This window comes from Mesorhizobium sp. M3A.F.Ca.ET.175.01.1.1 (genome assembly GCF_004791945.1).
Taxonomy (GTDB): domain Bacteria; phylum Pseudomonadota; class Alphaproteobacteria; order Rhizobiales; family Rhizobiaceae; genus Mesorhizobium.
Map to the genome: position 1 here is coordinate 633,598 of NZ_SRTP01000003.1, position 22,969 is coordinate 656,566.

23 protein-coding genes are annotated in these 22,969 nt (G+C 64.0%); 10 read left to right on the forward strand and 13 right to left on the reverse strand.

Translation table 11 applies throughout. From position 1 onward, the window contains the following. The first annotated feature begins 31 nt into the window (after positions 1-31). Both EN818_RS11130 and EN818_RS11135 read left to right on the forward strand, forming a co-directional pair. Positions 32-784, forward strand: coding sequence for a hypothetical protein (locus tag EN818_RS11130; protein WP_095808958.1), 753 nt, complete (start codon positions 32-34; stop codon positions 782-784). 202 nt (positions 785-986) lie between these two features. Next, positions 987-1,280, forward strand: a complete 294-nt coding sequence (locus EN818_RS11135; RefSeq protein ID WP_095808899.1) for a hypothetical protein — start codon at positions 987-989, stop codon at positions 1,278-1,280. 49 nt (positions 1,281-1,329) lie between these two features. Here EN818_RS11135 and EN818_RS11140 read toward each other — a convergent pair whose 3' ends face one another. Continuing rightward, positions 1,330-1,770, reverse strand: coding sequence for a hypothetical protein (locus EN818_RS11140; RefSeq protein ID WP_095808900.1), 441 nt, complete (start codon positions 1,768-1,770; stop codon positions 1,330-1,332). 410 nt (positions 1,771-2,180) lie between these two features. Between EN818_RS11140 and EN818_RS11145 the strand changes: the two genes are divergently transcribed. The 4 genes from EN818_RS11145 to EN818_RS11160 all read left to right on the forward strand — a co-directional run bounded on the left by EN818_RS11145 (position 2,181) and on the right by EN818_RS11160 (position 5,519). Beyond that, positions 2,181-2,615, forward strand: coding sequence for a DOPA 4,5-dioxygenase family protein (locus tag EN818_RS11145; protein WP_095808901.1), 435 nt, complete (start codon positions 2,181-2,183; stop codon positions 2,613-2,615). 462 nt (positions 2,616-3,077) lie between these two features. Beyond that, the gene (locus tag EN818_RS11150; protein WP_095808902.1) at positions 3,078-3,260 is read left to right on the forward strand and encodes a hypothetical protein; all 183 of its coding nucleotides are present in this window, start codon (positions 3,078-3,080) and stop codon (positions 3,258-3,260) included. Between the two features lie 465 nt (positions 3,261-3,725). Next, positions 3,726-4,352 carry a LysE family translocator gene (locus EN818_RS11155; protein ID WP_095808903.1) on the forward strand — a complete coding sequence of 209 codons (627 nt, stop codon included), beginning with the start codon at positions 3,726-3,728 and terminating at the stop codon, positions 4,350-4,352. A 15-nt stretch (positions 4,353-4,367) separates the two neighbouring features. Continuing rightward, positions 4,368-5,519, forward strand: coding sequence for an ATP-binding protein (locus tag EN818_RS11160; protein WP_095808904.1), 1,152 nt, complete (start codon positions 4,368-4,370; stop codon positions 5,517-5,519). 74 nt (positions 5,520-5,593) lie between these two features. Here the strand turns inward: EN818_RS11160 and EN818_RS11165 are convergent, their stop codons facing one another. Further along, positions 5,594-5,779 (reverse strand): hypothetical protein, encoded by a 186-nt coding sequence (locus EN818_RS11165; protein WP_095808959.1) that lies wholly within the window; start codon positions 5,777-5,779, stop codon positions 5,594-5,596. Positions 5,780-6,046: 267 nt separating this feature from the next. Between EN818_RS11165 and EN818_RS11170 the strand changes: the two genes are divergently transcribed. Continuing rightward, complete coding sequence (locus EN818_RS11170) at positions 6,047-7,726, forward strand: RNA-directed DNA polymerase (RefSeq protein WP_245518818.1); 1,680 nt, start codon at positions 6,047-6,049, stop codon at positions 7,724-7,726. 88 nt (positions 7,727-7,814) lie between these two features. Beyond that, complete coding sequence (locus EN818_RS11175) at positions 7,815-8,468, forward strand: hypothetical protein (protein WP_245518819.1); 654 nt, start codon at positions 7,815-7,817, stop codon at positions 8,466-8,468. An 18-nt stretch (positions 8,469-8,486) separates the two neighbouring features. On the opposite strand, the gene EN818_RS11180 is transcribed toward EN818_RS11175, so the two are convergent. The 9 genes from EN818_RS11180 to EN818_RS11220 all read right to left on the reverse strand — a co-directional run bounded on the left by EN818_RS11180 (position 8,487) and on the right by EN818_RS11220 (position 18,926). After that, complete coding sequence (locus EN818_RS11180) at positions 8,487-8,732, reverse strand: MoaD/ThiS family protein (protein WP_095808906.1); 246 nt, start codon at positions 8,730-8,732, stop codon at positions 8,487-8,489. A gap of 105 nt (positions 8,733-8,837) precedes the next feature. Next, on the reverse strand, positions 8,838-11,102 hold the full coding sequence (locus EN818_RS11185; protein ID WP_095808961.1) for a xanthine dehydrogenase family protein molybdopterin-binding subunit: 2,265 nt from the start codon (positions 11,100-11,102) through the stop codon (positions 8,838-8,840). 5 nt (positions 11,103-11,107) lie between these two features. After that, positions 11,108-11,581, reverse strand: a complete 474-nt coding sequence (locus tag EN818_RS11190; protein WP_095808907.1) for a (2Fe-2S)-binding protein — start codon at positions 11,579-11,581, stop codon at positions 11,108-11,110. Then, positions 11,581-12,441 (reverse strand): xanthine dehydrogenase family protein subunit M, encoded by an 861-nt coding sequence (locus EN818_RS11195; protein WP_095808908.1) that lies wholly within the window; start codon positions 12,439-12,441, stop codon positions 11,581-11,583. Before EN818_RS11195 ends, EN818_RS11190 begins: the two co-directional genes overlap by 1 nt. Before the next feature lie 306 nt (positions 12,442-12,747). Then, on the reverse strand, positions 12,748-13,851 hold the full coding sequence (locus EN818_RS11200; protein ID WP_095808909.1) for a hypothetical protein: 1,104 nt from the start codon (positions 13,849-13,851) through the stop codon (positions 12,748-12,750). A 95-nt stretch (positions 13,852-13,946) separates the two neighbouring features. Beyond that, on the reverse strand, positions 13,947-15,263 hold the full coding sequence (locus EN818_RS11205; RefSeq protein WP_095808910.1) for an HlyD family type I secretion periplasmic adaptor subunit: 1,317 nt from the start codon (positions 15,261-15,263) through the stop codon (positions 13,947-13,949). 3 nt (positions 15,264-15,266) lie between these two features. Continuing rightward, positions 15,267-17,024, reverse strand: coding sequence for a type I secretion system permease/ATPase (locus EN818_RS11210; protein ID WP_245420636.1), 1,758 nt, complete (start codon positions 17,022-17,024; stop codon positions 15,267-15,269). Between the two features lie 11 nt (positions 17,025-17,035). Continuing rightward, positions 17,036-18,460: a family 16 glycosylhydrolase gene (locus EN818_RS11215; RefSeq protein ID WP_095808911.1), complete on the reverse strand. Its 1,425-nt coding sequence runs from the start codon at positions 18,458-18,460 to the stop codon at positions 17,036-17,038. 211 nt (positions 18,461-18,671) lie between these two features. Next, positions 18,672-18,926, reverse strand: coding sequence for a hypothetical protein (locus EN818_RS11220; protein WP_128276691.1), 255 nt, complete (start codon positions 18,924-18,926; stop codon positions 18,672-18,674). Between the two features lie 369 nt (positions 18,927-19,295). Here EN818_RS11220 and EN818_RS11225 point away from each other — a divergent pair, with 369 nt between their 5' ends. Beyond that, on the forward strand, positions 19,296-20,402 hold the full coding sequence (locus EN818_RS11225; RefSeq protein WP_165349870.1) for a glycosyltransferase family 4 protein: 1,107 nt from the start codon (positions 19,296-19,298) through the stop codon (positions 20,400-20,402). 121 nt (positions 20,403-20,523) lie between these two features. Here EN818_RS11225 and EN818_RS11230 read toward each other — a convergent pair whose 3' ends face one another. Both EN818_RS11230 and EN818_RS11235 read right to left on the reverse strand, forming a co-directional pair. Next, positions 20,524-21,636: a hypothetical protein gene (locus EN818_RS11230; RefSeq protein ID WP_095808914.1), complete on the reverse strand. Its 1,113-nt coding sequence runs from the start codon at positions 21,634-21,636 to the stop codon at positions 20,524-20,526. Between the two features lie 151 nt (positions 21,637-21,787). Beyond that, positions 21,788-22,579, reverse strand: coding sequence for a pyrroline-5-carboxylate reductase dimerization domain-containing protein (locus EN818_RS11235; RefSeq protein ID WP_095808915.1), 792 nt, complete (start codon positions 22,577-22,579; stop codon positions 21,788-21,790). A gap of 135 nt (positions 22,580-22,714) precedes the next feature. Between EN818_RS11235 and EN818_RS11240 the strand changes: the two genes are divergently transcribed. After that, a complete protein-coding gene (locus tag EN818_RS11240; protein WP_095808916.1) occupies positions 22,715-22,954 on the forward strand; it encodes a hypothetical protein in 240 nt (79 codons plus the stop codon). Positions 22,955-22,969 lie beyond the last annotated feature (15 nt).

A 22,969-nucleotide genomic window follows, 5' to 3' on the forward strand; every position in this document is an offset into this window, starting at 1 on the left:
GCGAGATGCATGCCGCAGCAGGAGGATGGCCATGAAAAACTATCTTGCGGCCGCGCTGGCGATCGGAATCTCGACCGGGCCGGCCTTGGCTCTTGAAGCGGGCGTGGGCGCCAGCGTCGGCGGCGTCGGGGCGAACGCTGGCGTGAGCGCCGGTTCGCAAGGCGCCTCCGTCGGGGTCGGCGCGAGCGCCGACGGCGTCGGCGGTGCGAATGTCGGTGCATCGACCGGCACCGGCGGCACGGGCGTCAGCGCCGGCGCCAATCTGGGCAGCGCAAGCGCTGGCGTCTCGGCAGGCGTCAGCGCCGATCCATCAGCCGCCGCAAGCGCTGGCGTGTCGGCAGGCGTCAGCGCCAATCCATCAGCCGCCGCAAGCGCATCGGCTGCCAGTCCCGACGCGGTCACGACGGCCGCTCCCTCGGCCAAGGGCGCCGGAAAGCCCATCGCCCTGCCGCGCGCGCTGAGGCCCTCCAAGGCCGGCGAGGGCGATTTGCAGCGGGCCACCAAGGGCTATCCCGTCGCGCCGCTGTCGCCGTTGAAAGCGATCCCCGGCACGCCGGCCGCCGTGGTGCGCACCTGCCGCGCGGCGATCATGACCGCCGCCAGGCCGCTCGGCGCCATGCGTGTCTACGTGGCAAGCGCCGGCCTTTTGCGCCGGCGCGGAGGCGGACTCAATGCCCCCATCGAGGTGCGCATAGACTACGCAAGGCAAGGCGGCATCGAAATCCGGCAGGCCAAAGTCGGCTGCCGCCTCGACGCGGCGGGCAGGGTCACCGCGGTGATATGACGCCGGGCCAGGCTCAACCGCCGGCGCCGGGCAGGGCGAGACCGCGGCCTCGACGCGCGCCGCACGGACGTTTTTCGGGAACAGGGCGCTGAAGCGCGGCGTTGAAGCCATGAAGGGACGGCCGTCCCTGCCGCTTTCGGCCTTCCGCACAGCCCAAGGTCGGGCGCCGCATGGGACGTTGAACTCCCATTGGAGACCCCTCATGCGAACCTTCGTCATCCTTGCAGCGTTCACGCTGCTTGCCGGCCCCGCGTCGGCAGCCGATCACCTCTTGACCGCCACCGAGGCTGGCGGCCTGACCACCGACAGCCAGCCGTTCCAGAACGGCATCAACAACAAGGCTCCCACCGGCGAGGATGTGGTCGGACAGGGTAGCCCGCTGTCCGGCGAAGACGCCACCGTGCCGGCCACCGATACCCAGACGGGCGCCTCGATCAGGAGCATGCCGTCGGCCACTGAAGGCAAGACGGCGCCGTCGGCCCACGCCAACAAGTGAGAAACCGCGCCGCCTCGCCAGGAGGCGGCGCTCCGCATTCTGGTGCCGGCTATTTCACCGTGATGCTCATGCCGCTGAGGTCGGCATTGACCTGCAGGCCCACCTGCCGGCCTGTGAGTTCGAGCTCGGCGCCCTTGTCGTTGGTCATGACGATGACCTGCGCGCCTTTGCCCAGCGCGCCGCCGCCGCCGGCAGCACCATAGACGCCCGTGACGTCGCGGGCGCGGCGAATGTTGCGCACCTTGCCCTTGAAGTAGGTCTTGGACGCCCCGAAGGCGAGGCCGCCCGAGATGCCGCCGATCGTGATCGGATAGCGGCGGCCGTGGAAGGTCAGCGTGCCCTCGCCACCCGAGCCGCCGACGAAGAAGGCCGCCTTGTAGACGGCGAAGCGGATCGTGCCGGTGTCGGCATGTGCGGCGCCGGCAAGGCCGACGCTGCCGGCGGCGATGGCGGCAAACGCGATGGAACGGAACCTGGACGAAATCTTCATGATGGGGACTCCTCGACATCGCCGCGTGCCCGGCCGGGCAGGTCGGCGTCGGATCAAAGTGAAAGCTGAACAGTCTTGCCCGCCATTTGGTTCCCGGCAGGCGGCCGGAATCCGGGGAGTCGGGGGAGCCGGGGCAGGGACTGAGACAGCAGCTCGTCGCTTCGGCCGTTCGGATGGCTGTTGACGATGCCGGGCAAGCGATATCTTGTTCCCGCCGTCACATGGCGACAGGCGTGGCGCGACCCGGGAGAGAACATGAACGACGCTTCCGAACAGCTCACATCGGCCGGCCATGCGGCCTGGAGCGCCAACGCCACCCATGAGCCGGCATCCGCCTGCGGGCAGGGCCCGCAGCGCGGCCCTGCGGGGGGAATTCCGCCGGGCGGCCATCGTCGAAGGGGAGAATTGAGATGAACGAAGACGCCGCGGGTTCGAAGTCGCACAGTCCGCGCCGGCTCGCCGAGATCGCCAGCTATCACGCCCATATCTACTATGACGGGCAGGCCGAGCGGCGGCATGCCGAATGGCTGCGCCAGCGCATCGGCGAAAGCTTCCGCGTGCGGCTGGGCGATTGGCGCGACGAGCCGGTCGGCCCGCACCAGCAGGCCATGTACCAGGTCTCCTTCGCCAACGAGATTTTCGCTTCGATCGTGCCGTGGCTGATGCTGAACCACGGCGGCCTGAGCATTCTCATCCACCCCAACACCACCAACCCCAAGCGTGACCATACGCTCGACCCGATCTGGATCGGCCGCCCGCTGGCGGTGAAGGGCGAGGTTCTCGGCGACGAGGACGAGGCGGAAGAGGCGCTGGAGGTCAACACCCAGCCGACGCTGGAGGCGTAGGGGCGGCGCCGCCGACGCTTCGTCATCCTCGGGCTTGACCCGAGGATCCATGCCGTGACGCTCGCCGTGGAACGCGGCGGGGCAGAAATTCCGCATCGTCGCAACGCACGCAGGTAACGGTATGGGTCCCAGGGTCTGCGCGCGTCGCTTCGCTGCTTGCTCCGCCCTGGGATGACGAAAGGCACGGCGCCAGAGGAAAAACCGCTGCGTTTGCTGAATTTGCTTAAAAATGCGGCGCCGCTCACACTATACGCCTTTTGGCTAAGTCCATTTATTGCAGTAGGCGGCGGCCCTCGACTCAGACGCGATTGGGATCAATTCTTCACGCCATAAGTTAATGCATGTCGCTCGGATGTGTGGGCGGTACTGGGGCAACGACGTGCATCGACACGAAGACCTGAAGCGCGCCGCCTGAACCCGGTTCAGCGCGGCGCGTTTTAGGCGGGGCGGGGGCTCTCGAACATGGATGCCGATATCATCTCGGGCATTGCCGTTACGTCGATTGTCGTCGGCTTGGCCGGTCAGGCCGTTCTGCTTTGGATCGCATGCCGCGGCCTTGGCTGGACGCCGGCGATGCAGGTCGCGAGCAAGCGAAGAGCGCGCTTCGCCGACGGCCGCAATTTGCCTGGCTCCTCGCGCCGGTGAAGCGACACTGCAGCACTGGCCTGTGCGGCCTGCGCCGACGGACATAGGCGGCGTCGCCCTCGACAAGGGCTGCGCAGCCAGTCATCACGACGATGACAAGCGCGCTTGATTGCCGATCTCTCAATAAAGCGTGAGCTGAAAGCCCTGGTCCTTCGGCCCGTTCCTGCGGCGGCCCTTGCGGCTTTCCGGATCGGCCCGGTAGCAGGTCACTGCCGGCAACGCTGAAACCACCGACACTGACAACCGCGACGAGGCACCGGTAGGCGAGGATGCCGATCGCACTGAGGGCTCCCACGACGCTGGAAAATCTTGAAGGATCATGGCCGACTGACAGCAGGGCCTTGGTTCCTGGCCCTTGGGGTGTCGAACATAGGATCGCTGCATCCGTCCAGCGCACCGCCGCGACCTTTGCATAAGCCGTGCCGATGGTGCACAAGACCGCATCCGAAACGGGAAGCCACGGCGATGCTGCCACTCGACACGATCGTTGCCTTTGCCGCGGCCGCGACGCTGCTGGCCTTTGTGCCTGGGCCCGACAATCTGTTCGTGCTCATCCAATCGGCGCTTTATGGCCGCATGGTGGGCGTGTTCGTCACCCTCGGCCTCTGCACCGGGCTGATCGTCCACACCGTTGCGGTCGCCATCGGCGTGGCGGCCATCTTCCAGACCTCGCAAGCCGCCTTCGACGCGCTGAAGATCATCGGCGCGGCCTATCTGATCTATCTCGCCTACAAGGCCTTTCGCGCCAGGCCCGAGGCGCTGGCAAGCGCCGCCGGCAAAGCCAAGCCGATGCGGCAGATGTATCTGCGCGGCATCGTCATGAACGTGACCAACCCGAAGGTGGCGATCTTCTTCCTCGCCTTCCTGCCGCAGTTCACCCATCCGGAGCGCGGCAGCATCGTCGCCCAGATGCTGCTGCTCGGCGCCATCTTCATCCTCTGCGCCTTCTTGTCGTTCACGCTGATCTCGATGCTGGCCGGAACGCTCAGCCGCTGGCTGCGCCAGTCCGACCGGGGGCAGCTGTGGCTGAACAAGATCGCCGGACTGGTGTTCGTGGGCCTGGCGCTGAAGCTTGCGACGTCGCATCGGTGAGGGGATGCCTATCAGATGCTAACCAACGCATTGCTGGAGGAGTTGCGCTGCAGGGGCGAGGGGGCCGACTTGGACTATAAGGCGGAGCGCTATCCATTTGCCAGCGCCAGCGATGAAGAGAAGTCGGAAATTCTAAAGGACATCCTAGCGCTGGCCAACGCGCACCGGGACGGTACCGGTTACATACTAGTGGGGTTTAGGGAAAACCCTCCCCATCCGGCGGAAGTGGTTGGATTGTCCTCAGAAGGCGCCATCGATGACTCTCGCCTCCAAGAATTCGTAAATGGAAAGCTCGAGAGCAAGCTGAACTTCCGTTACGAGGAAGGACTGTTCGAAGGCCAGCACATAGCCGTGATTTCCATACCGAAGCAGCAACGGCCCTTCTACCTCAAGAGGGCCTACGGCAAGTTGACCAAGGACGCAGTGTATATCCGCCGAGGGAGTGCCACCGCGATTGCGTCACCTCGAGAGATCGCGATGATGGGAGCAGCCAACGTGGCGCGGAGCGAAGCTCGGGTTTTGCTGTCATTCCATGGCCCCGAGAACCAGCCTTTGCCGAGTAGCTTCGAAAGGGAGTTCCTGACCTTCCCAGAAAAATTGCCTGATTTCGCCGAAAATCGGAACGAAATGTTCGCCTTCCCAAGACCTCTTTCGAACAAGAACTATTGGAGAGACGGTGCTTACTATTACTCAAGTTGGAGGCGGGTGATACAGGTTAGGTTATTGTTGTCCAACAATTCTGAGTTCTCCCTCGGAGATACACATCTCGAAGTGACTTGCAATTGCCCGGAAGGAGAGGCGATGTCGATGCTTCGGGCCGACTGCATGCCCGAGGTGCCAGGCACCTCCTACTTAGCCCAGCTCAAGCTGGAGCGTGCTAACCAGCTCATGGTTGTCGATGATCGCGGTTGCGAGCCGGTGGCTCATATAACCATAGGAACGATACGGCCAGGCCAGACGGTTCGCGCTGAAGAGGATTTGGCACTCCTGCCCACGAGCCCGGGGAGCTATCTTCTTCGGGCTCGCATCTTGGCCAATGAGATTCCGACCCCGATACTGATAGAGCACCAGTTTGACGTTGCGGGTCCCGTGCGGAAGGTCAGTGCGCGGGAGCTCTTGGTGTCAATGGACGCCCTCTCGGACGAGAGTGAAGACAGCGGGGGATAAGGCAGACCTGCTCTAGCAGAATGCGTTTCGAGCACGAGGTGCAAACTGAATCGTCGCGGGCTGGTCGCCTGCGCTTACATGTCCAATTCGAGCGGTTCGTGCCCTTGCTTCTCGTGCCAGATGACCTGTCGTAGATCTCGCTTATCGACCTGCTGCCCACAGATCGGGCACAGGTAGAAGCGGCCCTGATCATCGGTCGGATCACCGCCGTGCTTCTTTCCCGTTTTGCTAAGAGGCGGAATACGGGACAGCTTGGTCATAGTTTGCTCTATGTGCCTTCGCGCCTGCGTTGCGCTCAACGGCGGCCTCTATGAAATGTTCCATACTGCTTTTCAGCAAGCGCTAACGAAACAGTCGTGCGGCCGCACAATTTCTATGTGATCGCCGTTGAGCAGCCGAGACCTCTTGGTTGTAGTCGCAATTCGCTATACCTAATGTCAGCCCTTGGGGACTTGCGTCGCAAACTTACTCGGCGGGCCGACTGGGACGAATCTCACGAGACGTCGCAGCCTCATGCCGACTGCGTGATGGGCTCCCAGCCTGATTTGCGGCGGCTGATGGGCAGAATGGGGGTAAAGATGGAAGTAAAACGAGAGCATTTCTTACAGGCGGCTTTAGAGATCGGTCAGGCTGGCGAGAATGATACGCTGTCATATGATGTAGATGCAGCGTTTATCAAAGATAAGTCGAAAGAGTTGTCCGAAATTTGTTTCACTTTATTCAAGTTCGTTGACGACAAGCCCGAGAAAGAAGCCGTTGCATTCATGAACGAGCTTACGGTCGGCTCTGAACGATTGCTAGCCCCTTCGAGATCTCATGGATTTCGCATTACCACAAAAATCCACCCGTTTTGGAATCTGTACTTGAACGGGCTTGGGCTTGCCATCGCCCAAGCAAACGAAGGAAATCGGAGCCCTCGGGTGCACTCATACCGTCTTGGAGGCCAGAACCCTGAGTTCTTCGATAGAGCGAGATCATGGCGAGCGTACAAGGAGGTTACCCTTGAGGAAAAGGCGCTCCAACAGGAGGGATGTGTCGTTGTTCAGACGGATATCTCAAGTTTCTACGAGCATATATATCACCATCGACTGGAAAATGTTGTCAAAGACCTTGAGAGCAAAGACTCCACCGTGGCGCTGCAGGTCAATCGCATACTGAGTAAATTGGCTGCAGGTCGTTCGTTTGGGTTGCCTGTGGGAGGACAGTGCGCCCGGATTCTTGCGGAGGTGATGATGACGCCAATTGACCTCTCGCTTTCTGATGCAGGCATCGTTTGGCACCGCTACGTCGATGACTTCACCTTGATTTGCAGCTCTCAACAGGACGCTTATAAGGCGCTCTCGGTGCTCTCGCATTCTCTTGCAGATTACGGCCTGTCGCTGAATCGAAGCAAAACTACTATACTGAGTGCAAAGCACTATATTGATTACATTGCTGCTCAACTTAGTGGCGGCGAAGACGCAAGTGTTGCCCTGAGAGAGCTTGATCTGCATTTTGATCCGTATTCCGACATGGCTCGGGGCGAATACGAGCAACTGAAGAAATCTTTCGATGAGATTGACATCCAGTTTTTGCTTGACCTCGAAAAAGAAAAGTCACAACCAGACAGTTTCGTGCTAGCACAAATAGGTCGTGCCCTGAAGTTCCAAGAGCCGGCGGTGGCTGCTCAATTGTGCGCTACATTGCTGGATCCTAAGAATCTTGATTCGTTTAGGGCTTCTTGGTCGAAGATCTTGAGAGGGGTATATTCAGTAAGATCAAATGATGAGTTTAAGGCTGTGTTCGATCATATTGACCAATTGCTTGATGACGTGTTGTCGACAGCATCGCACCTTCTATTGCCTGAGGCAAATATTCTCCACTTCTTACGTGCAATACGATTTAAAAGGACGGAGGTGCGTGGCGCGTTTATTCGGGGTGTCTACGATCATACCTCTTCGCAGTCGGTAAAGCGTGCCTGTATCGACTGCTGGAGGTACTGGCGCGAACGTGCGAGCTTCACCCGTTTGAGAAATCAGTGGCAGAACTTAGGGGCTGATGAGCAGCGGATGCTCTGGCTGGCAGCAGGGAATTTTGGCGACGACGGCGCTCACGCTAGGAGTCAGTTGCGGAGGTCGTTAGGTCAGGTTTGGCGGCTCGGGTTTGAGTCGGCCGGTGGCGCTACCTTTGCATCTTGCTACGAAGATTGGGCGAAAGATGTCGCTTGAACGGCTCCCTCTTCGTGATCCGAGGACTGTAGCGCGGGATATACCGGGGGTACTAGATGTGCTTTTTCCCCGTCTGTCCGGCGGGCTGGTGAGTTCGCTAAACAGAAAAATGTTCTCGTTCTCAGGTATAAAGCCAATATCGGATACGCTCGTTGAGCATAGTAAGCTCCAGAAAGCGATGCTATTTGAGCTCGCAATAGTTCGAGCAGAGGGTATTCTCAGTGGACACAGTGCACCAAGTTGGGAAGATTGCCTCCGGATCGCAACGGAGCGTCAAGCAAAGCACTATGATGCGAAGATCCCAGAAAAACTCGATCAATGGGATGTGTATATAGCAAGCCATGCCGCGCGCAATTTAGTCGCTATGTTGCAGAGGGTTGGACGTCAGAGGCCCGAGGCGCAACTGGAAAGAAGCCCCGTGATCCCAGGGTTGGGCTGGATTGCGTCTGGAGCAGGGGACTTTGCCATCGGAGGGATGCTTGTTGAAGTGAAGCACACCGATAGAAATTTTGTATCTGGGGATTTTAGGCAAATATTAATGTACTGGATTCTGAAGTATTCAGCAGCAATCGACAATGAAGCGGATATTTGGTCGGAATGCTTACTGTTGAATCCAAGAAGAAATGCGGCACTTTTGGTGAAGTTTGACTACCTGCTGCGGTCGGCTTCGGCGAACCTCGGGAGAGTCGAGTTATTTGAGCTTTTGCGCGCGGTGGTTGGCCAAGATCGAGATCATCGATAGGTTGAGGCAGGCCCCCATTCACCCCCCAGCCAACCGCGGCAGCAGAAAAATCTCCGCCCCCGGCGGCAGCTCCTTCCCCCACGTATCCCTATAAATTACCCCGTCGATCGACACCGCAATCCCCCGGTCGATCCAGGGCTCGATGCCGGGATATTGTTCCGAAAGCTTGCGGAACAGCTCCCTGATGTCCTTGGCCTCGATGTCGAGCTTGTCCTTGCCTCCGGCGGCGGCGCTGAGCGAACCCCAGAGCGTGACGGCGACCATCGGACCTAGACCCTCATTGGGGATGGAGCATGTCCGACCTTTTCGGCATCATGCTCCATCCCTTTGTTTTGACGCAATTCCGGACGGAAGACCGCTGGAATGGCTTCAGCCTTCCCGCTCCGCCTCCAGCGCCGCGAGAATCCGCGGCGGCGACATCGGGATGTGGGTCATGCGCACGCCGACCGCGTTCGACACCGCGTTGGCGATCGCCGCCAGCGGCGGCACGATCGAGGTCTCGCCGACGCCGCGCACCCCATAGGGGTGGTTGGGGTTGGGGATTTCCAGGATCTGGGTGTCGATCATCGGCAGGTCGGAGCAGACCGGGATGCGGTAGTCGAGGAAGCCGGGGTTCTGCAGCCGCCCGTCTTGGCCGTAGATATACTCCTCGTTGAGCGCCCAGCCGATGCCTTGCGCCGCACCGCCCTGGTACTGGCCCTCGACATAGGTCGGGTGCACCGCTTTGCCGGCATCCTGCACCACCGTGTAGCGCAGCACTTTTGTGAAGCCGGTCTCGGGGTCCACCTCGATGTCGCAGATATGGGTGGCGAAGGAGACGCCGGCGCCGTCGGCGACGAGCTCGCTATGGCCGGCGATCGGCCCGCCGGTCTTGGCCGCGGCGGCTGCGATCTCCTTCAGCGACAGCTTGCCGAGATTGCCGTGTTTTTCGCCTTTAGCCACAGCGTGGCCCTGTTCCCAGGCGACGTCGTCGACCGGAATCTCCCACATCTGCGCTGCGCGCTCGCGCAGCGTCTTAATCGCATTGCGGGCGGCCGAGATGGTCGCCATCGAGGAGGAGAAGGTGCCGCGGCTGCCGTCGGTCATGTCGTTGTAACCGAGGGAGGACGTGTCGGCGACCACCGCCTTGACCTGGGCATAGTCGATGCCGAGCTCCTCCGCCGCCACCAGCGACAGCGACGCGCGCGAGCCGCCGACGTCGACCGTGCCGACGGCGAGCGAGACCGAGCCGTCCATGCCGATGTTCAGGTCGGTGCAGGTCTGGCCGCCGAAGTTGAACCAGAAGCCGCAGGCCATGCCGCGCCCCTGGTTTGCCTTCAGCGGCGCCTTCATGTGCGGATGCTGCTTCACCGCCTCGAGCGTCGGCCCGATGCCGATCGGGCCGTAGACCGGGCCATAGGAGGAGCGTGTGCCTTCCTGGGCGGCGTTCTTGATGCGGAACTCGACCGCATCCATGCCGATCTCCTTGGCGAGCTCGTCGATCGCGCTCTCCACCGCGAAGGCCGCCATCGGCGCCGACGGCGCGCGATAGGCCGCGGTCTTCGGCCGGTTGACCAGCACCTCGTAGCCGACGGTCTTGACGTTCTCGAGCTTGTAGCAGGCGAACGCCGTCATGGCGCCGATCTCGGCCCACATGCCGGCATAGGGGCCGCAGCTGTAGCGCAGCGTCGCTTCCGCCGCGGTGATCGTGCCGTCCTTCCTGGCGCCGATCCGAACGTCGATCGAGGTGGCGCTGGTCGGGCCGGAGGCGCGGAACACCTCGTCGCGGGTCATCACCAGCTTCACCGGGCGGCCGGCTTTGCGCGACAGCGCGAGCGCCACCGGCTCGGCCCAGACATGGGTCTTGCCCCCAAAGCCGCCGCCGATCTCGGAAGAGGTGACGCGCAGCTTGGAGACCTCGATGCCGAGCAGCTGGGCGCAGTGCTGGCGGTAGACGAAATGGCCCTGGGTGCAGACCCACAGATCCGCGGTGCCGTCCGGGTTGACGCTGCCGACGCAGGCATGCGGCTCGATATAGCCCTGATGCGTCTGCTCGGTCTTGAACGAGCGCTCGACGACGAAATCGGCCTGGGCGAAGCCGGCATGGGTGTCGCCATGGCCGAACTGGCTGCGCTTGGTGACGTTGGAGGCCTTGGCGGGCTTTTCCTCGGCACCCTCGGTGAAGACCGTGTCGTTGATCACCGGTGCGGTGTGCTTCATCGCCTCGTCGACATCGGTGACATGCGGCAGCACCTCGTAGTCGACCTCGATCAGCTTCAGCGCCTGGCGGGCTATGCGGGCGTCTACCGCCGCGACCGCGGCCACCGCATGGCCGTCATAGAGCGCCTTCTTGCGCGCCATGCAGTTGTCGAGGATGTCGTACATGGCGGCATCGCCATCTGTGAGGTCGGGCAGGTCCTTCGCCGTGATCACCGCCTTCACGCCGGCGAGCTTCTCCGCCTTCGAGGTGTCGATGTTCCTGATCACCGCATGGGCGTGCGGGCTTCTCAAGATCCGGCCGACCAGCTGGCCGGCCATGTTGAAGTCGGCGCCGTAGCGGGCGCGTCCCGTCACCTTGTCGACGCCGTCGGGGCGGATCGGGCGCGTGCCGACGGAGGTGAAATTGCGTCCCGAGTATCGCGGATCGAAGTTCATCGTCATCAACCCTTCATCACGGCGGCCGCGTCCTGAACGGCGCGCACGATCTTGTCATAGCCGGTGCAGCGGCAGAGATTTCCCGCCAGCCCGAAGCGGATCTCCTCCTCGGTCGGGTCGGGGTTCTTGGCCAAGAGGTCCTTGGCCGCGATCAGGAAGCCGGGCGTGCAGATGCCGCATTGCAGCGCTGCATGCTCGAGGAACTTCTGCTGCAGCGGGTGCAACTGGTCGCCCTGAGCCATGCCCTCGATGGTCTCGATCTGACGGCCTTCCGCCTCCGCGCCGAGCACCAGGCAGGAGCACACCAGCCGGTCGTCGAGGATGATGCTGCAGGCGCCGCAGTCGCCGGTGCCGCAGCCTTCCTTGGCGCCGGTGAGGCCCAACCGGTCGCGCAGCACGTCGAGCAGCGTCTCGTCGGGCTGGCACAGATACTCGACGTGGTCGCCGTTGATTGTCGTTGAAACCGCTACGCCGGCCATCACTTGCCTCCTGCACGCTTATAGGCGGTGGTGGCGGCACGCGTGGCCAGCACACCCGCAACTTTTCGTCTGAAATGGATGGTGCCGCGCTTGTCGTCGATCGGGCGGCAGGCGCCCGAGCAGACCTTGGCCAGCCGCTCCAGCGTCGCCTGGTCGAGCTTCGAGCCGACCAGGATCTCGGCCGCCTCTTCGACCAGAAGCACCGTCGGCGCGGCGGCGCCCAGCGCCACGCGGGCCGATTTCACCACGCCCGCATCGTCGAGCGTCAGGTTCACCCCGGCGCTGACCACGGCGATGTCCATCTCGGTGCGCGGAATGAAGCGCAGATAGGCGTCGCCCGCATTTGGCGGCCGCTTGTCGAGCAGGATCGCCTCGACGATCTCGCCCTTGGCGAGCGAGGTCCGGCCCGGTCCGGTCGGCACGGCCTCGACCGCGATGGTGCGCCTGCCAGACGGCCCGACGACCACGGCCTTCGCACCCGCCGCCACCAGCGCCGGCACGCTGTCGGCGGCCGGCGAGGCGTTGCACAGATTGCCGACGATGGTGCAGCGTCCCTGCACCTGCTTGGAGCCGATCAAATTGGCCGCCTCGACCACGCCCGGCCAGGCCGCCTTGAGCGCCTTGTTCTCGCCCAGCGCCGCGCAGGGCACCGCGGCGCCGATGCTGAAGCCGTCTGCCGTCTGCTTGATTTCGCTCAGGCCCTCGATCGCCTTGATGTCGACGATCAGCTCGGGCTCGATGAAGCCACCCTTCATCCTCACCAAGAGGTCGCTGCCTCCGGCCAGAATGGCTGCCGTGCCGGTTGATCCGGCCAAAAGGCCGGCGGCATCTTCTATTGAATGCGGACGTATGTAGCGCATCGTCTCCCCATGATTATCGGAAATCTCGGCACCGTTATAAAGCCTCTGCTCATAATGGCCATCCCGCTTTTGCATGTGCGGGTTGGGCCAGAGCCGGCGAATCCTGTCCCAGAGGGGGCCGGGCAGGGGGCCAGGGCTTTGCTCATATGGATTCTTACGAAGGTTGAGCCCGCCCTAAAATGAAGATTCTTACGAGGATTGACCCCACCCCTGGTGCCGCGCCAACGCTTCCGAATATTCATATGCCTTGGGGCAGAGGCCAGGGGAACGACATTCGCCGGCGCAAACCTCGTCGGGCTGGCCGCTTCAGCCGCGTCCCTGCAATGCGGTTCGCCGCCATTGCCGGAAGCGTCGCTCCCAGCGCCGCAAGGCAGCGTTGACCGAGGGCCGCGGCAACGGCCGCGACGGCATGGACGAGGCGACCAGCCGCTCGCCGAGCACCGCGGCGACGGTCGCATAGGACCGCAGCCGATGCACGGCGCCGACGCTTGCAAGGTCGATGTGGCGGGCCGGATGCGCGGCGACGCTGGCGATCGTCTCGCGCCAGCCGGGCAGGTTGGCCAGCAGCGGTCCCGGCGCAAGATCGCTGTTTCGGTATGGCCAGGCCGCCGAATAGACCGCCGGGATGCCGTGGCCGAGGAAATCGACCGCCTTGATGTCGGATTTTGAATCGATGAAGGCCTGGTGACGCTCCGAATGCACCGGCAGCGGCGCGACCGCCATCGTCGCCTCGGCCGCGGCGAGAAACCGCCGATACTCGGCGAAAGCCAGCCCCGGTATGTGCTCGAGCTGGCGAAACAGCGACCGGATGCTGTCGGCGAAGCGGCCGACCAGGATCGCCTTCAGGCCGAGCTCGTTCGCCGCCGCCGCAATCGCCTCGGTAAGGCCCGGCGTCTCGGTCTCGATCAGCGGAACATCGCCTGAAACCCAGAGCAGCCGCTTGGCCGGCACGGCCCATCGGCTCGCATCGACGGCGACCGGCTCGAGGCCGTTCGGAACGACGATGCTGCGATCCTGAAAATCGACGCCGGTGGCTTCCGCGAGCTCGCTTGCGAGCTTCTGGTTGGGCGTCGACACGGCCTCCGCATGCGCCAGGCACCAGGCGATCCGGCGGCTGGTCTGCTCCAGCTTGCGTTGCTGGAACGGCCGCCGCGGAAGCAGGTCGTCAATGTCGTAAATGAACGGCAGGCGGCGGCGCGCCAGAAAATCCAATTGCGTCCCGCTGATGTTTCTCTGCGCAATGGCCGCGTTGAAATGGTCGAACCTGCGCTGGCCCATTGGCGCCATGTCGTTGTCGAGCAGGACGTAGTCTGCAATGACTCCGCTCTTGACCAGTGAATCAAGCAAAGGCGCCAGACGTATCTGCCCGATGTCGGGATCGCTGGCGAGAACAGCTACGTTGATGCTCATTGTTGCCAGCTGCGTCGGGTTGGCTCTGTCGAATCTGGCGGATTGTTAGCAGGGCGCAGCCGGTTTGTCTTCGGCTGCGCGAGCGTTGTTGCCGCTCATCTTTCGGTGAACGCCCGCGCGAAGGAATCGAGCATCGGCCGCGCCAGATACTCGAAGAAAGTCCGCTCGCCGGTGCTGATGAAAGCCTCCACCGGCGTTCCCGGATAAAGCTGCTCGGCCTTCACGCCTGCCGGCAGCCGGTCCGCGATCTTCAGCCTGGCGCGGAAATAGGGCTCGTGCGTGGTCTGGTCGACCAGCCGGTCGGCGGAGATCTGCGTCACCGTGGCCGACATCTCCGGCGTCAGCCGCATGTTGAGCGCCGACAGCCTGAGTTTGGCCGGCTGGCCGACGCGCACCTGGTCGACATCCTTCGGCCGCAGCTTGGCATCGACGACCAGCCCCGCTGCCGTGGGCAGGATCTCCATGATCTTTTCGCCCGCGCCGATCACGCTGCCCGCCGAATTGTAGGTCGACGACACCACGATGCCGGCCGCCGGCGCCGTGATCGTGGTGCGGGCAAGCACGGCCTGAGCGGCCCGCCTCTGCTCCTCGATGTCGGCGAGGTTGGTGCGGACCTCGTCGAGCTTGGTCAGCGCTTCCTCGACGCGCTGCGTGGTCAGCCGCTCGGTCTGCTGCTCGGCCTCGATGATCTGCGTGTTGGCCGCGGCAAGATTTGCCTCCAGCGCGCCGGCCTGGCCGACGAGGTCGGCCTCTGAGCGCAGGAGCTGCGAATATTCGGTGCGGTTGGTCAGGCCCTTGTCGAGCAGGCTGGTCTTGATGCCGAGCTCCTTCTTGACGACGTCCGATTGCTGCTGGATGGCGAGCTTCTGGGCGTTCAGGCCCTGCACCGACTCGCGATGCATGGCGACCCGCTGCGCCAGGATCGACTGTTCGGAGCGGAAGCGGGCGAGCCTGGCGTCGAACTCCTTCTGCTGTTCGCGGATGAGGGCCTGGAATTCCTGCTGGAAGGGCGCCGGCGCGGCCTGGCTGATCGGCGCCAGCCTGTCCAGCCCGTCGCGCTCCGCCTCCAGCCGCGCCGCGCTTGCCGTGAGCGCGATCGACTGTCTGGTCAGCCGGTTGAGGTCCGCCTCGGCCGCCGTCCGGTCGAGCAGGACCAGCGGCTGGCCCTGCCGCACGCGGTCGCCCTCATGCACCAGCAGTTGCTGGATGATCCCGCCCTCGCGATGCTGGATCAGGATGTTGCCGCCCGTCGCCGCGATCGTGCCTTGCGTGATCACCGCGCCCGAGAGCGGCGCGAGGGCCGCCCAGTAGCCGAAGCCGCCGGCCAGCAGCGCTATCGCCGCATATCCGGTCAATGCCACGCGGCGGAAGTCGGTGCGCGGCTGGCGGTCCCAGGCGAGGCTCTGTTCCATCGCCTAAGACCCGAAGCGGATGCTGTGCGCCCGGATGGTCGGCGCGAACGATCCCGTCACCACCGTGTTCGGCTTGGCCGCTGCCGGCTGCCGCAGCACCTCGGCGCTGGCGCCGAAGGCTTCGATCACGCCGCCGCGCAGCAGCATCACGCGGTCGCAGGCGGCTGCAATCGCGGGGCGGTGCGTGATGACGATGGTCGTCACCCCGGCGGCGCGCGCCGCGGCAAGCACCGCTTCCAGCGCCGCCTCGCCGCTGCCGTCGAGATGCGTGCTGGGCTCGTCGAGCACCAGGATGCGCGGATTGCCGTAGAGGGCGCGCGCCAGCCCGATGCGCTGGCGCTCGCCGCCCGACAGCGCGCCTGACGCGCCGATCATGGTCTGGTAGCCGTCGCGCAGCGCCAGGATCAGCTCGTGCGCCTCTGCCCGCTTTGCCGCCTCGACGATCGCGCCGTCCTGCGCTGCTGGGTCGAAGCGGGCGACGTTTTCCGCGATCGATCCGGGAAAGAGCTCCACCTCCTGCGCCAGATAGCCGATCTGCCGGCCAAGCTGGTTTTCGTCCCAGGTTCTAAGCTCGGCGCCGTCGATGCTGACCGAGCCGCCGCTCGGCTGCAGCGCGCCGACCAGCAGCCGCGCCAGCGTCGATTTGCCGGCGCCGCTCGGACCGACGATCGCCACCGCTTCGCCTGCGCGAATGGCGAAGTTCAGGCGCTTGAGGATGGGCTCGGTGCCGAAACCCGCATTCGGCGCGAGGAAGAACAGGTCCTGCACCGCAATTGCGCCGCTCGGGTCGGGGAGAGCGAGCTTGCGCGCTTCCGCCGGTTGCGCCGCCAGCGCGGCCTGCAGCCGCGTCCACGCCCGCCTGGCATCGACGATCTGCCGCCAGGACCCGATCAGCTGGTCGAGCGGCTGCAGCGCGCGCGACGACACCAGCGAGGACGCGAAGATCATGCCCGCCGTCATCTGCCCTTCCAGCACCAGCCAGGCGCCGGCGCCGAGGATCGCCAGCTGCAGCACCATGCGCAGTGCCCGCGATGCGCCGCTGAAGACAGCGTTGGCGCCGGCGGAGCGGTCGTGCAGGGCGAGCGCTTCCGCCACCTGCCGTCCCCAGACCCGCGCGGCATTCTCGACCATGCCCATGGCGCGCAGCGTCTCGGCATTGCGGGCAAAGGCCTGCTCCGCCTGGCTGGCGACGGCCGAGCGCTCCAGGGCCAAGGCGTCGTTCCTGCCGATGGCAAGCTGGTTGGCCACGACCAGGAGCAGCAGGAGCACCGCACCCGCCAGCGTCAGCCAGAACAGCACCGGGTGGATGAGATAGAGCAAGGCGAGGAAGACGGGTCCGAAGGGGAGGTCGAACAGCACCGCCACCCCGCGCGACCTGATGAAGGCGCAGACCGAGGCCAGGTCGCGCAGCGGCGACAGGCCGCCGGCATGTCTGGCGCCGAGCGAGGCGGCGAATGTCGTCGCGCCCAGTCTCCGGTCGACGGTGGCCGCGACGCGCTGCGCGTAGATGGCGCGAACCGCGTCCAGCAGCCCGAGAAAGGCGAGCGCTGCAACCGCGATCGCCGACAGGTAGATCAGCGTCTCGAGGCTGGAGGAGGGCAGGACGCGGTCATAGACCTGCAGCAGGTAGAGCGGGATCACCAACAGCAGGATGTTGATCAGCAGCGAGAACAGGCCGAGATCGGCGACGGCGCGCCGGAACACCGGCCGCAGGCCGGGCGGCCTCGACAGTCCCGCAAGCTCTTGGCAGCGCTGGTCCATTGCGCCGCTGCCTAGGCCGTGGGTTCGCCCGCTATGCTGACATGGGCCTGCTGCAGATCGTCCAGCGTGTAGGCGTGGATATAGTCGATCTTCATCTGCGCCGGCGTGGCCAGATGATCGGGCGGCACGCCGGCCTGGCCGCCGATCGCAAGATCGACCAGCATGTACATCGGCTTGTGCATGTCGGAGGGCGTCGCCGCTTCCGCGACCTGCACGCCGTCATAGGTCCAGACGAGCTTGTCCGGCGTCCACAAGAGGCCATAGGTGTGAAAGCCGTCGGTGTCGGAGACGTTCACCGTCGACCCGATCTTGGTATGCGTTCCCGTCTCGTTGGTGTGCGCGGTCATCAGGAGTTGGTTCGGGTTCTGGCCGTACATTTCCACGACGTCCAGCTCCGGCGGCCACGAGCCGTCTTCCGGCAGCAGCCAGAAGGCCGGCCAGGCGCCGGCGTTTTCGGGCAGGTCGGCCCGCATTTCGAAATAGCCATAGGTCTGCGAGAAGGAGTCGTGGGTGGTCAGCAGGCCCGAGGTGTATTCGTAATTGTTGATGTAGGGCTTGATGTCCGCTGGTGCCTGCGCCGCGGTGATGGTGAGGACGCCGTTGTCGACGTTGAACGGGTGGACCGAGCTCGTCGGCCCGTAATTGGCGTCGATATACCACTGCAGCTCGTTGTTGCCGGTCAAGGTGCTGCCGTTCGGCGCCCCCCACCAGAAGTTGGTATCCCAGGTGCCGGTGTGCCCGTCCGAAAGGCTCAGCGTGTTGAAGTCGTCGGAGAAGGCGAGCGTCATTCCGGACTTGTCGATCGGCAGCTCGAACTGGCTGGCCTGCATCTTGTCGGCGGTCGTGTTGTTGAACACCAGCACCTCGTTCGACCCGAGGTCGAGCAGAAGATTCGTGCCCGCCTGGATCATATGCGCCTTGACGTCGGCGAAGGACGTGAAGTCATAGCCATTGAGGCGCACCGTATCGTCGGCCCCGAAATCGGTGATCAGATCGCTGCCATGGTCTTTGGTGATGATGAAAGTGTCGGCCCCGCCGCCGCCGATCAGCACATCGTTGCCAAGGCCGCCGTCAAAGGTCTGGCTGCCGGAGCCGCCCTTGATGATGTTGTCGATCGAGTTGCCGAACGCGAAGTGGTTGTTGCCGGTGACGACGAGGTTCTCGAAATTGCTGGGAAGCTTGTAGCTCATCCAGGTGTCGATGGTGTCGACGCCCTCGCCGGGCAGCTCGACCGCCCGGTTGATCGTCGAATAGAGGTGGTAGTAGTCGTCGCCCGGGCCGCCATACATGGTGACGTTGACGCTGGTGTCGCCCCAGAAGGAATCGTTGCCGGAGGTGCCGTGCATTTCCGGCCCGGCGCCGGTGGCCGAGAACCAATGGGTGGAAGCGCCGCTATAGGGAAGAGGGACGCCCTTGGCGTTGACGACGGTGGTCATCGGTCGATCCTTCCTCGTGATGCTGGCCCGCGCGATCGGCGGATGCGGGGTTCCACCGGCCGCTTGCGGACCAACTTGCAACTCACGCTATCGTTCCAAGGAATCACCATGGAGTACAGGGAAAAATTTCATTTCATCTATCAATTCTTGCAGATGAATATAATAAGGAAGTCCTAATACACTTAATTGCGCGAATTCTGGTCAATTTTACTCAATATTGTTTGTTTCTGAAAATGTCCTGCCAAAAGATTGGGCAGGTTGTCGCGAGACCGCGCATTTGTTTTCGCGCAGCCTTCTCACCGGAGCGAATCGTCGCCTGCCATGCCTCGTCGCCGATCGCCCAGGCGGCCGATCGCCCAGGCGGCGGCCGATCGCCGGCCTGAGCGTCCGCTCCGGAAACTACAGGCTGAAGCATTACGCACGGCGGGAAGCGCAGGTCGTGGTCGGCAAGGTCTCGCTTCTTCAAGCGCCGCTCGGCGTGCCTTGGGGAATGCCCGTGGTGCTGACCGTGGAACGCCGATAGCGAACCTGTTGCGCGGCGACGTGGGCATGGGCACAAAAATACAAGCCGCGCCGGTGAAGGAGCCGGTTCGTTTTCCGACCTTGAAGCAGATGCTTTTTTAGCGTGCTGCGAATAGTTCCGATCGGGGGACCAGTATACCCGTGACGCTGTCTTGTGGGGCTCACTGTATTGTGCCTTAACAGACATCCGTGCGTGTGTTAGCGCCCCTGCTGCTGGGAGCATTGCGGACCGCGGGAGGCCTCGCGGTTTCGGTTCGGGTGAGCAATTGGAGTAGGGAGCAGTCGAGGCTCCTACATGGCAGGATGGAGCGGCATGGAGATTGCGATCGCAGTCGCGGATCTCGTCAGGGCGGGCGGGGTTGAGCGGGATGCCGCGCGAGTGGCGCGGGTGCTGATCGATCGAGGACACCGCGTGAGACTCTACAGCACGTCGGCGGGGCCACTCGCGGCCGGCATTCCAATCACCATACTGCCGGCGCGGGGTCTGACCAATCATGGCCGGATGGCCGCCTTCGCGAGCGATCTTCAGGGCGCTGTCGATCGCCGCAGGCAGCTGGTCGTCGGATTTCAGAAGCTGACCGGGCTCGATGTGCTCTATTGTGGCGATTGGTGCTTCGCCGAGCGGCGGCGATCGCAGCTGTTGCCGCGCTACCGCGTCATGCGGCAGCTGGAGGAGGCCTGTTGCGGCCCGCGCTCGAACACGGCCCTGCTCATGCTCAGCCAGCCCCAGGCCGATGCCTACCGGCGCGCATGGTCGATCCGGCCCGAACGTATCACGGTTCTGCCGCCCACGCTCGCCCCCCGCCGCATTCTTCCCTCGCTGCCCGACCCCGAGCGGCAGGAATTGCGCCGCTCCCTCGGCATCGAGGAGCGACAGAACGCGTGGCTATGGATCGGCGTGCAGCCACGAACCAAAGGCCTGGACCGCGCTGTCGCCGCGCTTTCCCTGGCGCCGGACGCACTGCTGCTGGTCGCCGGCGTCGATCCCGCGCACAAACGCGCGCGCCGGATGTTCGAGGAGGCCGACAGGCGAGGCTGCCGTGATCGCATTGTCGCCGTCGGCGCGGCCGACCACGCCATGCTCGACAGGCTTTTCGGCGCCTGCGACCTGCTCGTTCATCCTGCCCGCCTGGATGTGACCGGCACGGTCATCGTCGAGGCGCTTGCGGCGGGCGTGCCGGTCGTCACGACGCAGAACTGCGGCTATGCCGCGCATGTCAGCGCCTCGGGTGCCGGCCTCGTGCTTTCACCCGATGCCTCGCCGTCGGCGATCGCCGAGGCCGCGCGTGTCGTGAAGAGCAAGCGGGCGAGCCTCAGCAAGCTGGCGCACGACTATGTCGCGACAACCGAAATGACCACCGGGATCGAGCTCGCCGCCACGAGAATCGAAGAGGTCGCGAGCCGGATGTCCGCTGCCTGAGCCAGTTCCTTTCCGTGTAACGGTCAATTGCTCTAATGCATGTCGCCCAGAAGTGTGCAGCGGTTCTGGGGCAACGACATGCATAAGAGCGAAGACTTAAAGCGCGTCGCCTGAATCCGATTCAGCGCGACGCGCTTTTGCGTCGGGACCGCCGCCATTGCCGTATGCGTTGCTCCCATCCGCGCAGGACGGAGTTGATCGAGGGGCGCGGCAGCGGCCGATAGGGCATGGCGGATCGGGCAAGCTGGTCGCCCAGCATGGTCGCGACGGTCGCGTATGATCGCTGGCGGTGAACGGCCTGCACTTTCGGGCCATCGATGTGCCCGGCGGGATGCCCGGCAACGTCCGCGATCGCCTCGCGCCAGCGATGCGGCTCGTTGGCCACCAGCGGCGCGAGGTCGAGATCGCTGTTCCGGTATGGCCATGCCGCCGAGTAGACCGCGGGAATGCCGTGGCCAAGGAAATCGACTGCCTTGATGTCGGATTTCGAATCGATGAAGGCCTGGTGGCTTTCCGAATGGAAGGGCAAGGGCGCGACGGCAATCGTCCGGCGAAGCGAGGCCAGAAACCTCCGATAGTCCGCGAAGCCAAGTCTCGGGATATAGTCGATCCGGTCGAACAGCGACTTGATGCGATCCGGGAAGCGGCCGATCAGGATCGCCTTCAGGCCGAGTTCGTTCGCGGCGGTGGCAATCGCCTCGGCCAGGCCCGGCGCCTCGGTCTCGATCATCGGAAGGTCGCTGGACACCCAAAGCAATTGCCTGGCCGGGACGGCCCATCCGCTCTCGTCGACCGCGACGGGTTCCAGACCGTTCGGGACGACGATGCCGCGGCCTTGAAGACTTACGCCGGTGGCCTCTTCGAGCTCGATTGCAAGCTTCTGGTTAGGGGTCGATACGGCGTCCGCATGCGCGAGGCACCAGGCGATCCTGCGGCTGGTCTCCTGCTTCTTGCGATGCTGGTGCGCCGGCAGCCGCGGCAGCAGATCGTCGATGTCATAGACGAAACGCAGACGCTGACGCGCCAGAAAACGGAGCTGCGCCCTGCTGACGTTCCGCTGCACGATCACGGCGTTGAAGGCGTCGAAGCCGCGTCGTCCGATGGGAGCCAGGTCGCGGTCCAGCAGCACGTAGTCCGCTATCGCCCCGGCGCGTGTCAGCGCGTCGAGCAAAGGCGCCACACGTATGCGACAGATCTCCGGCTCACTGGCGAGAACGGCTACGTTGATGCCCATTGGGCCTCTGCATGTGTTGGCATTGGCGAGCGGACCCAAATTGGCTTGGTGCTGTGGCCGGCGAAAAGATCTGCACTCGAGACATTGCAGGGGTCACGCCCGACCGGCCCTTGCCGACTTTCAGCCAGGATTTCTGCCTCGGCCTGCCCGCTCACGCCTTGCCCATCGCGATCGACTTTTCGAATGCCGCCGCCAGCCCTTTGGCGACCGCCTCGTCGAACCCCGCTTGCCGCATCGTCTCGATCGCGGCGGCTGTCGTGCCGCGATAGCCGAGGAAGGCTTCGACCGTGTCGGGGGGAGAGGCGTCGTTGAGCTCGAGCAGCCGCCCGGTCCCCGTCAGCACCGTGTTGACGGCGCGGCGCGCGACTTCCGGCGACAGGCCGAAGCCGATCGCGTGCACCATCATCGCGTTCGCCAGCAGGGCCGGGAAGGCGGGACCCGAGCCCGTCAGGCCGGTGAGGTAATCGATGTCGCGCTCGCTCGCCACCTCGTCCTGCAGACCGCAGGCATCGAAGATTGCCCGCACGATGGCGCGGTCCTGTTCGGTGGCCTCGCTGCTCGCGATCCACGGCGTGTAGGATTTTGAGACCTCGGCCGCAGCGTTGGGCAGCGTGCGCACGACCCGGCGCGTGCCGTGCCTGTCGCCGATCTCGGCCAGCCTGATCCCGGCCATCACCGAAATCACCAGCTTGCCTTTGGCATCCAGCCCAAGCGGCGGCCAGTCCTGCGGCCGCACCGAAAGCATGATCACATCGCAACGGTCGGCGAGCGCCTGGTTGTCGTCGGTCCAGAACGCGCCCGGGAAACGCTCCGGCTTCGCGCTCCGGTAGGAGAGGGCGAGACCTTCCGCGCGCACGACTCCGGCTGCCAGCGCCGCGCCCGCAATGGCGCCGCCCAGCCAGCCCGCGCCGCCCACGATGCCCAGCTTGAAAGATGTGCTCATCCTTGCCTCCGTTGCAGCGCCGCACGGTAGCCGTCGGGCAAACAATTTGACAGCGAAAGCGCGCGGCCGGTGCCACGGCCGCTGCCTTACCCAAGGTAAGCAAAATTTCACCAAGCGCTATTAGAAACCGCTCTCATGGATCGCAACAAGAACAACGACCTCTTTGTGCTGATGGCGGCGCTTGCTGCGCTGGCGATCTACAACATCGCCTGCGGCATCAAGACGGGCGAAGTCCGGGGCAGGTTGAATTGGGTCGCGCTCGCCGACGATCCGACACGCTTTTGGAACATCGTGGTCGGCAATTCGATCGTCCTGGTGGCCTCAGTGGTCTTTTTAGGGGTTCTGTGGGCGCTCAATTCCCGCAGACCCGGATGACCTGAGCCGGCGCCC

Bases quoted from the DNA above. Each gene is read 5' to 3' on its own strand.
- EN818_RS11130 (WP_095808958.1), top strand. From the start codon at position 32: ATGAAAAACTATCTTGCGGCCGCGCTGGCGATCGGAATCTCGACCGGG.
- EN818_RS11135 (WP_095808899.1), top strand. From the start codon at position 987: ATGCGAACCTTCGTCATCCTTGCAGCGTTCACGCTGCTTGCCGGCCCC.
- EN818_RS11140 (WP_095808900.1), bottom strand. From the start codon at position 1,770: ATGAAGATTTCGTCCAGGTTCCGTTCCATCGCGTTTGCCGCCATCGCC.
- EN818_RS11145 (WP_095808901.1), top strand. From the start codon at position 2,181: ATGAACGAAGACGCCGCGGGTTCGAAGTCGCACAGTCCGCGCCGGCTC.
- EN818_RS11150 (WP_095808902.1), top strand. From the start codon at position 3,078: ATGGATGCCGATATCATCTCGGGCATTGCCGTTACGTCGATTGTCGTC.
- EN818_RS11155 (WP_095808903.1), top strand. From the start codon at position 3,726: ATGCTGCCACTCGACACGATCGTTGCCTTTGCCGCGGCCGCGACGCTG.
- EN818_RS11160 (WP_095808904.1), top strand. From the start codon at position 4,368: ATGCTAACCAACGCATTGCTGGAGGAGTTGCGCTGCAGGGGCGAGGGG.
- EN818_RS11165 (WP_095808959.1), bottom strand. From the start codon at position 5,779: ATGACCAAGCTGTCCCGTATTCCGCCTCTTAGCAAAACGGGAAAGAAG.
- EN818_RS11170 (WP_245518818.1), top strand. From the start codon at position 6,047: ATGGGCTCCCAGCCTGATTTGCGGCGGCTGATGGGCAGAATGGGGGTA.
- EN818_RS11180 (WP_095808906.1), bottom strand. From the start codon at position 8,732: ATGGTCGCCGTCACGCTCTGGGGTTCGCTCAGCGCCGCCGCCGGAGGC.
- EN818_RS11185 (WP_095808961.1), bottom strand. From the start codon at position 11,102: ATGAACTTCGATCCGCGATACTCGGGACGCAATTTCACCTCCGTCGGC.
- EN818_RS11190 (WP_095808907.1), bottom strand. From the start codon at position 11,581: ATGGCCGGCGTAGCGGTTTCAACGACAATCAACGGCGACCACGTCGAG.
- EN818_RS11195 (WP_095808908.1), bottom strand. From the start codon at position 12,441: ATGCGCTACATACGTCCGCATTCAATAGAAGATGCCGCCGGCCTTTTG.
- EN818_RS11200 (WP_095808909.1), bottom strand. From the start codon at position 13,851: ATGAGCATCAACGTAGCTGTTCTCGCCAGCGATCCCGACATCGGGCAG.
- EN818_RS11205 (WP_095808910.1), bottom strand. From the start codon at position 15,263: ATGGAACAGAGCCTCGCCTGGGACCGCCAGCCGCGCACCGACTTCCGC.
- EN818_RS11210 (WP_245420636.1), bottom strand. From the start codon at position 17,024: ATGGACCAGCGCTGCCAAGAGCTTGCGGGACTGTCGAGGCCGCCCGGC.
- EN818_RS11215 (WP_095808911.1), bottom strand. From the start codon at position 18,460: ATGACCACCGTCGTCAACGCCAAGGGCGTCCCTCTTCCCTATAGCGGC.
- EN818_RS11225 (WP_165349870.1), top strand. From the start codon at position 19,296: ATGGAGATTGCGATCGCAGTCGCGGATCTCGTCAGGGCGGGCGGGGTT.
- EN818_RS11230 (WP_095808914.1), bottom strand. From the start codon at position 21,636: ATGGGCATCAACGTAGCCGTTCTCGCCAGTGAGCCGGAGATCTGTCGC.
- EN818_RS11235 (WP_095808915.1), bottom strand. From the start codon at position 22,579: ATGAGCACATCTTTCAAGCTGGGCATCGTGGGCGGCGCGGGCTGGCTG.
- EN818_RS11240 (WP_095808916.1), top strand. From the start codon at position 22,715: ATGGATCGCAACAAGAACAACGACCTCTTTGTGCTGATGGCGGCGCTT.